Below are 7,707 nucleotides of genomic sequence, written 5' to 3'. Positions count from 1 at the left end.
AGACACCCCCGCCCGAGCCGCCCGCCCCCGCGCCGTTCACGGGAGAGTTGCCCCGGCACTACGACCACGTGGTGCGTATCGGGCTGGAGGTCCGGCCCTCGGAGGAGGCGGCTTTCCTCGGCACGGTGGGCGGTCGTCCCTGGCAGACGCGGAGCCTGGGGCAGGGCCGGTACGACGTGCGCGTCGCGGTCTCCGGTGCGGCGCTGGGCGCCACGGGGGCGGCCCTGGCGGAGCTTCACCACGCACTGGCCAGAGCGGGGCTGGACGTCCGGGTCACGTACGCGGCCCGGCCGCTGCCCCGCCCGTCCACCTCCCGCCGATACCTGGTCCTGCTCCGAGGTCGGATGCCCCGGCGGGAGTGGCTGGCGGCGCCCGCCCGGGTGCTGTGGTCCTGGCGGTCCCGGGGAAGCATCCAGGCGACCTCGCTCGCCGAGGCGCGTGCGATGCTCGCCGACTTCGCGGACCGCAACCCCGAGGCCGGCCCGGCGGAGGGGCTCATGGTGGTCGGCCCGCCGGACCCTGCCGGCACTCCGAGCCCCGGCGAGGGCGAGCCGACGAAGGATCTGCTGGACGACTGGCGGTTCCTCCTCTACGTGGCCCTGGTGATCGTGATCGTGGGCGGGGCGGGGATCTCCGGTCTTCTCTTCGCCGCCTGGCGCCCCGGGGGTGGCGTGCTCCCGGAGGTGGTCGCCGGCCTGCTCGCCCTCCCCTGCGGTTTCGGTGTGTGGCAGATGGTCCGTCACATCCCGGCCGGGCGGATCGACACCTGGGTGCCCCTGGCGCTGACCGCCCTGGGTGTGCCCCTGGCGTTCGCGCTGAGCACCTCCCATCAGGACGCCTACCTGAACGCGTTCGACATCGCGCCCGGGGACGTGGTGACCGAAGGCCCGGGCCGGCTCTTCGCTCTCACCGGATTCGTCCCGGTGCTGCTCGTCCTCCTCGTCTTCCTGGGCGTGTTCGGGCTCCTGCGCCACTTCCACCTGGGTACGCCCGGAACATCGTTCGTCGCACGGCTGATGACGGTTCTGGCCGTGTGTGTCTACGGTGTCCTCACCTTGTCGCTGGTCCTCACGACCCTGGCGGATCCCCTGAAGCAGGGGGCCCGGGTCGGTGCCGACCACGTCGCCCACTACCGCGCCGAGGGCGGCCCGGCCCAGGGCCATGTCGGGATCACGCCCTCCGTCGTGTGCGTGGATCCCGGCGGGGCGCGGGTCTTTCGCATCGGCCCGCCCCTGACCACCGACCGGCCGGTGCTGTACTTCGACGGAGCGAACGACGTCGACCTGCTGTGGGATCGCGAGAAGGGCCTGACCAAGGTCACCCGCTTCTCCGTGACCCTCACCCCGGTGCCCGATCTGGACGCCGACTGTCCCGCTCCGGAACCGGCCGACGCGGAGCCCACCAGGCCCACCGGGTGAGTCGTCGCCGCCCACCCGGGTTCCCTGGTGCGTCGAGCGGCCGGGAGGGCCGTGACGGGCGGACGTCTCGTACCGCGTGCACGCCCTCCCCTGGTCGAGCCGCCCCGCGCCCGGAGTCCCCCACCGGCCCTGCGCCGCGCACGGCGGCGGCGGAGTCGCCTCTCCCCGCCGGTGCGGTCACCGGAGGCCGGGACGCGCGGGTCGGGGCGGGTGCCCCGACCCGCGTGCCGGTCAGTCGTCGAGGTGCTTGTCGACCCAGGCGTCGAGGGGCTGGTTCTGGATGGCGGCGGCCATCAGTTCGGGGAACACGTCGGGGGTGCAGGCGAACGCCGGCACGCCCATCTCCGCGAGGGCGGCGGCGTTGCGGCGGTCGTAGAACGGCGCACCCTCGTCGGAGAGCGCGAGCAGCACCACGACCTGGACGCCGGCCGCCTTCATGGCCGCGACCCTCTTGAGCATCTCCGCGCGGACCCCGCCCTCGTAGAGGTCGCTGATGAGCACGAAGATCGAGTCGGTGGGCCGGTCGATCAGCCCCTGGCTGTAGGCGATCGCCTTGTTGATGTTGGTGCCGCCGCCGAGCTGGGTGCCGAACAGGACCTCGACCGGGTCGGTGAGCTGGTCGGTCAGGTCCACCACGGCGGTGTCGAAGACGACGAGGGAGGTCTTCAGGGTGCCCATGGAGGCCAGCACCGCCCCGAACACACTCGCGTAGACCACCGAGGAGGCCATGGAACCGCTCTGGTCGATGGCCAGGACGACGTCCTTCTGCACGCCCTGGCTGCGGCGACCGTGGCCGATGAGGGTCTGCGGGATCACCGTGTTGTGCTCGGGCAGGTAGTGCGCGAGGTTGCGGCGGATGGTGGCGTTCCAGTCGATGTCGGCCACACGACGGGGGCGGTGGGTCTTGGTCGACCGGTCGATCGCGCCCTTGATCTCCGCGCGGGTCTTCTGCGCGACCCGTTTCTCCAGGTCGTCGACGACCTTGCGGACGATCTCGCGGGCGGTCTCGCGTGCCTCGGCGGGCATCACCCGGTTCAGGGAGATGAGCGTGCCCACCAGGTGCACGTCGGGTTCGACCGCCTCCATCATCTCCGGCTCCAGCAGCATCTGCTGGAGGCCGAGCCGTTCCATGGCGTCGGACTGCATGACGCGCACGACGGAGGAGGGGAAGTACTCGCGGATGTCGCCCAGCCAGCGGGCCACCCGGGGCGCCGAACCGCCGAGACCCCCGCTCCGGTCACCGCCGCCGCCCCCGGTTCCGGAGGTCCCACCGCTGCGGTTGTACAGGGCGGCCAGGGCGGCGTCCATGGACTGGTCGCCCCCGCTCAGGGTCGCGCAGCCGGACTCCTCGCCCAGGACGAGCCGCCACCGACGGGCCCTTTCGGTCGTCTCGCTCACGCACCGCTCCTTTCGAGTAGTCCCAGCACCGCCGCGACGGCGGGCGCGGCGCGGTCGGCGTCGACCGGCCGCCGTACACGGATCTCGGTGGTCCGCCCGCCGTCGATCCGGGTCACCGCGGATCCGATCTCCTGGCGTTCGCCCCCGTCGAAGGCCCCGAAGGTCCGGCGCAGCAACGGCAGGATCGCGGTGAAGCGCTCCTCCGGCAGGCCGAGCAGCCAGGTGTCGATCATGCCGAGCAGGTGCTCGTCGTGGACCAGGATGAGCCCGCTGCCTTGGAGGAACCCCTCCAGCCAGGAGACCGCGTGGGTGGGGTCGGTGCCCGGCGACATCACCAGGCCGAGCCGGCGGCGCAGCTCCGACGCCTCGACCCGCCCGTGGTCGGACAGGATCCGGTTGACCCGCCCGGCGATCCGGCCGGGCACGCTGTCCCGAACGGCCAGGTCGGCGAGGCTGTCGAGCCAGGCCGCGAGGTCGTCGTCGAGCAGGGTGGCGGCGTTGTGGGTCCGGTCGAGCGCGGTGACGAACTCGGCCGCGGCCGCGTCGTCGAGTCCACGCACGGCCGGTACCAGCCCCGCGCGGACCCGGGCGAGGATCTGCTGGGCGACACTGCGCAGGTGCCGGCTGTCGGTGCCGCGCACGTCGCCGTAGCGGGAGGACCGGGCCAGGGGCGGCAGCGCCGACATCAGGTGGGTGATGTCGCTGTCGGTGGCGGCCCGGTCGGTGAGCAGGGCGAGCACGTCGGGCAGGGCCTCGCCCAGCTCCGCCAGCAGGCACTGTTCGGTGAGCGCGGTGAGCGTGGGCAGTTCGGCCTCGGTGGCGATCTCCACCACCCGGGCCGTGGCCGCCGAGCCCACGGTGGTGCCCCAGGGGGCGGCCTCGATGAGCGCCACGTCCATCTCGGGTTCCCAGCGCAGCCGCCAGCTCTCCCGGAAGGTGCCGCGACCACCACTGTCGGGTGTGCGCGGCACGCCCCACTCGACGCCGATGAGCCGCAGCCGGTGCAGCAGGACGCTGCGTTCGCGCTGGCCCTCCTTGCGCAGGTCGAGGTCGAGGTCGCGGTCGAAGGCCTCGGGCTTGAGCCGGAGTCGCTTCTGCGCGGCCTTGAGGTCGTGCTGCAACGGCACCATGGGGGTGTCCGCCGGGACGGAACCGAGCCGTTCCCCGATCACCATCCGCCCGTGCACCAGTGCGGCGCGCGCCTGTTCGCCCTCGCACAGGACGGCGGTGGTCGCCTCGGCCACCTCGTTGAGGCCGGCGAGCGGACGCCCGCGCAGCACGGCGAGGCTCTCGGCCAGGCGGACGCCCTCGATGACGTGCGAGGAGGACACCTGCTGGCCCTCCTCCCGCAGCAGGCGGGCGGCATCGGTCAGCCACCGGTGGACCGGGCGGTCCGGGGCGGTGAACAGGTGGTGGTACCAGCCCGGGGAGGTCACACCGGCGCCGTAGCCGCTGGCGGTGGCGAGCCGACCGTGCGTCCACGGCACCCACGTGGCGGTGGTCTTGACCTTGGGCAGCCCCTTGAGCAGGGCGGTGTCGCCCTTGATGGGGTAGTCGGACAGGTCGCGCAGCGCGGGGGCGTGCCAGGCCCCGCACACCACGGCGATCCGCTCGTACCCCTGTTTGAGGGCGGCGCGCAGCGTCTGGCGCATGTACGCCTCCCGCCGCGCGTCCCGCTCGGACTCGGGGCCGGACTCGGCCCGCACCGCGGCCATGGCGTCGGCGATCGCCGGGAACGGCGACGGTTCACCGTCCGCGCGCTGTTCCACCACGTCGTCCCACCAGCGTTCGGCGTCGTCGTAGCCGGCGGCCTCGGCGAGCACCCCGAGCGGGTCCAACCGCACGCGGGGTTCCTCCGTGGGCTCCCCCGGCGACGACTCGGGGTCGGCGCCCTCGGAACCCTCGGCGTCCGCCGGGAGCGCGTCGTCCCGCGCGGCCTCCTCCGACGCGTCCTGCGGTGCGTCCGCGGACGCCGCCTCCTGCTCCGCCGCCCTCGCCGCCTCCTTCTCCCGTTCCGCCTCCTCGGCGCGGGCCAGACGGTCGGCCAGCGTGTGGGCGGCGGGCAGGTCGCAGAAGCGGACCGGCACGTCGTGGTCGTGGGCGTGGCGCAGGGCCGCCCACTCCGGGGAGAAGCTCGCGAACGGCCAGAACGCCCACCCCTGCCGGGACTCGACCGAGCCGGGTCTGGGCGTGTCCGCCAGGTGCACCAACAGCGCCACCGGCGGTTCGAGCCCGCCCACGAGCGAGGTGATGGCGTCGGCCTCGGGCGGCCCCTCGATCAGCACCAGGTCGGGCTCGATCTCGTCCAGGGCGGCCCGCACGGCCCGGGCCGAGCCCGGGCCGTGGTGGCGGACGCCCAGGACACTCACCTTGGAGGTGTCCAGTCGGGGTCGTCCCATCAGGCCCCCACCTCGCGGCAGGCCTTGTAGAAGTCGCTCCAGCCCTCGCGCTCGCGGGCGACGGTCTCCAGGTACTCGCGCCACACGACGCCGTCGGCGACCCGGTCCTGCACGACGGCGCCCTGGATGCCGGCGGCCACGTCGGCCGAGCGCAGCTCGCCGTCACCGAAGTGCGCGGCCAGGGCGATGCCGTTGGTGATCACCGAGATCGCCTCGGCGGTGCTGAGGGTGCCGCTGGGCGACTTGACCTTGGTGGTCCGGTCCTCGGTGACGCCGGAGCGCAGCTCCCGGAACACCGTGACCACACGCTGGATCTCGGTGAGGCTGGTGGGCACCTCGGGCAGGTCCAGCGCCCGGCCGAGCTGTTCCACCCGCTGGGTGACGATGCGGACCTCGTCCTCGGCGCTGTCCGGGACGGGCAGGACCACCGTGTTGAACCGGCGGCGCAGGGCGCTGGACAGGTCGTTGACGCCGCGGTCGCGGTCGTTGGCGGTGGCGATGATGTTGAAGCCGCGCTGGGCCTGCACCTCGATGCCGAGCTCGGCCACCGGCAGCGCCTTCTCCGACAGGACGGTGATGAGACCGTCCTGCACGTCGGAGGGCATGCGGGTGAGCTCCTCGATGCGGCCGATCGACCCGCGGGCCATCGCGGTCATGACGGGGCTGGGCACCATGGCCGCCTCGGAGGGGCCCTCGGAGAGCAGGCGGGCGTAGTTCCACCCGTACCGGACGGCTTCCTCGGAGGTGCCCGCGGTGCCCTGGACGAGCAGGGTGGAGTCACCGGCGATGGCGGCGGCCAGGTGCTCGGACAGCCAGGTCTTGGCCGTGCCCGGAACACCGATGAGCAGCAGGGCGCGGTCGGTGGCCAGGGTGGCCACGGCGACCTCGACCACGCGACGCGAACCGATGTACTTGGGGGTGATCTCGGTACCGTCGGCCAGGGTGGTCCCCAGCAGGTACTCGGTGACGGCCCACGGGGACAGACTCCAGCCCGGGGGGCGCTGACGGTCGTCGGCCTCGGCCAGCGCCTGGAGCTCGGCGGCGTAGGTCTGCTCGGCGTGGGGGCGCAGAGCGGTCGCTGCCTCGGTAGTGGTGGCGGTGGTGGTCAACTAGAGCTCCCTGTGCATGTCAAGGCGGAATCGGAGGGTGTCGCGAAGGGTGAGGTAGGGGTGGGCCTGTTCCTCGTTGGGCGGTTGTTCGGGGAGGAGGTCGAGGTCCTGGGGCCGCATGAACTCGGCGGCGGTCGCACAGAGCCGGTCGTGTCCGTAGAGGTCCCTGCGCCGGGACTCCGTGGCCTCGGCGGACACGGTGGACCCGGTCGACCCGGTCGACCCGGCGGCCACGGCGGGCTCGGCGAGGTCGGTGGGTTCCGGGGGCTCGGTGAGCCGACGGGCGACCGCCTCGGACAGCTCCCGGGTCCAGGGGGCGTCGATCCCGGAGAGCGCCTGGTCGAGCGCGTAGTGGCTCTTGGCCCGGTCGACGACGGCCAGGACACGAGCGCACCGCTCCTCCACCGGCAGCGGGGCGAGCAACGGACCGATCCGACGATGCCGCGGTTGGTGCCGGCCCACGCGCGTCATCCGGGCGAGTCCGAGGGAGGGGTGGTCGAGCACGACCCGCGCCCATACGGCGTTCCCCTGGAGGGCGACCGCGTCGAGGAGCGCTCCGCGCAGGTCGGGGTGGTCGGCGACCAGCGCCAGGACCCCGGCCGGATCGGTGTCGAGGAGGTCGGTCCACACGTCCAAGGGGGTGTGGGTGACGAGGGTGCGGGTGCGTTCCCACCGCTCGCGCTCGGGCTCGGGCGTCTTGCGCGATCCGGTGAGGGACAGGTCCCGCAGCAGTGCGGTGTCGTCGAGGCTCGGGTCGGAGACGTCGACCGGCCGGGGCGCCTCGCGGTCCACGCGCAGGTGGCGGCGCAGGTGGTCACGGAGCCGGTGGGCGTGGGCGCTGTCGGGCAGGCCGGTGAGCAACGCCAGGGCACGGCCGCGCACGCTCGCGTTGCGGTCGTCCAGGGCGGTGTCGAGCAGGGTGGCGTCCTCGGTGCCCGGTCGGATCTCCAGCACGCCGAGGAGGTCGCGTCGCACCTCGCCGCGGGTCTCGGTGGACCAGGCCCGGGTCAGCAGGTCGAGGGCGGTGGCGGGGTCCTGGGCGCGCAGCGCGGTCAGGGCGCGCAGGCGTTGCGCCCGGGTGCCCTGGTCCCAGTCCTCCTGGGCGAAGACGTCCTCGGCCAGGGGCTGTGCCATCACGAAGGACCACGCCTTGTTGAACCCGGCGAGCCAGGTGCCCCGGGGGCCGATGGCGGCGGCCACGGCGGGACGGAGGTCGCTGTCGCGGGCGGCGCGTTCCAGCAGTTCGGCGAGGTGGACGTGCGGAACCCGTCGGTCGGCGGCCAGGGCGAGCGCCAACCACTCGTGCAGGAGCGCGGGACGGTCGGCGAGGACGACCTCCAGGCGTCGGGCGGCGGCCTCGCCGACCTCGGGGCGGGGGTCGGG

5 protein-coding genes are annotated in these 7,707 nt (G+C 73.7%); 1 reads left to right on the top strand and 4 read right to left on the bottom strand.

The genetic code is table 11. From position 1 onward, the window contains the following. The coding region (locus DSY14_RS25745) for a hypothetical protein (RefSeq protein ID WP_307851334.1) at positions 1 to 1,418 on the top strand (1,418 nt) is incomplete at its 5' end. Between the two features lie 231 nt (positions 1,419 to 1,649). On the opposite strand, the gene DSY14_RS25740 is transcribed toward DSY14_RS25745, so the two are convergent. The 4 genes from DSY14_RS25740 to DSY14_RS25725 form a co-directional block, all read right to left on the bottom strand. Then, positions 1,650 to 2,726: a VWA domain-containing protein gene (locus tag DSY14_RS25740; RefSeq protein WP_249188474.1), complete on the bottom strand. Its 1,077-nt coding sequence runs from the start codon at positions 2,724 to 2,726 to the stop codon at positions 1,650 to 1,652. Between the two features lie 86 nt (positions 2,727 to 2,812). Continuing rightward, positions 2,813 to 5,215 (bottom strand): DUF5682 family protein, encoded by a 2,403-nt coding sequence (locus DSY14_RS25735; protein ID WP_211719202.1) that lies wholly within the window; start codon positions 5,213 to 5,215, stop codon positions 2,813 to 2,815. Further along, positions 5,215 to 6,324, bottom strand: coding sequence for an AAA family ATPase (locus DSY14_RS25730; RefSeq protein ID WP_211719201.1), 1,110 nt, complete (start codon positions 6,322 to 6,324; stop codon positions 5,215 to 5,217). The genes DSY14_RS25735 and DSY14_RS25730 overlap by 1 nt, the downstream gene beginning before the upstream one ends. Continuing rightward, positions 6,325 to 7,707 (bottom strand): DUF5691 domain-containing protein (locus DSY14_RS25725; RefSeq protein WP_211719200.1); only part of this gene is annotated, 1,383 nt, incomplete at its 5' end.

It is taken from the genome of Nocardiopsis sp. MG754419 (genome assembly GCF_018207095.1).
Classification (GTDB): domain Bacteria; phylum Actinomycetota; class Actinomycetes; order Streptosporangiales; family Streptosporangiaceae; genus Nocardiopsis.
This window is presented reverse-complemented; position numbering and strand designations above follow the sequence as displayed.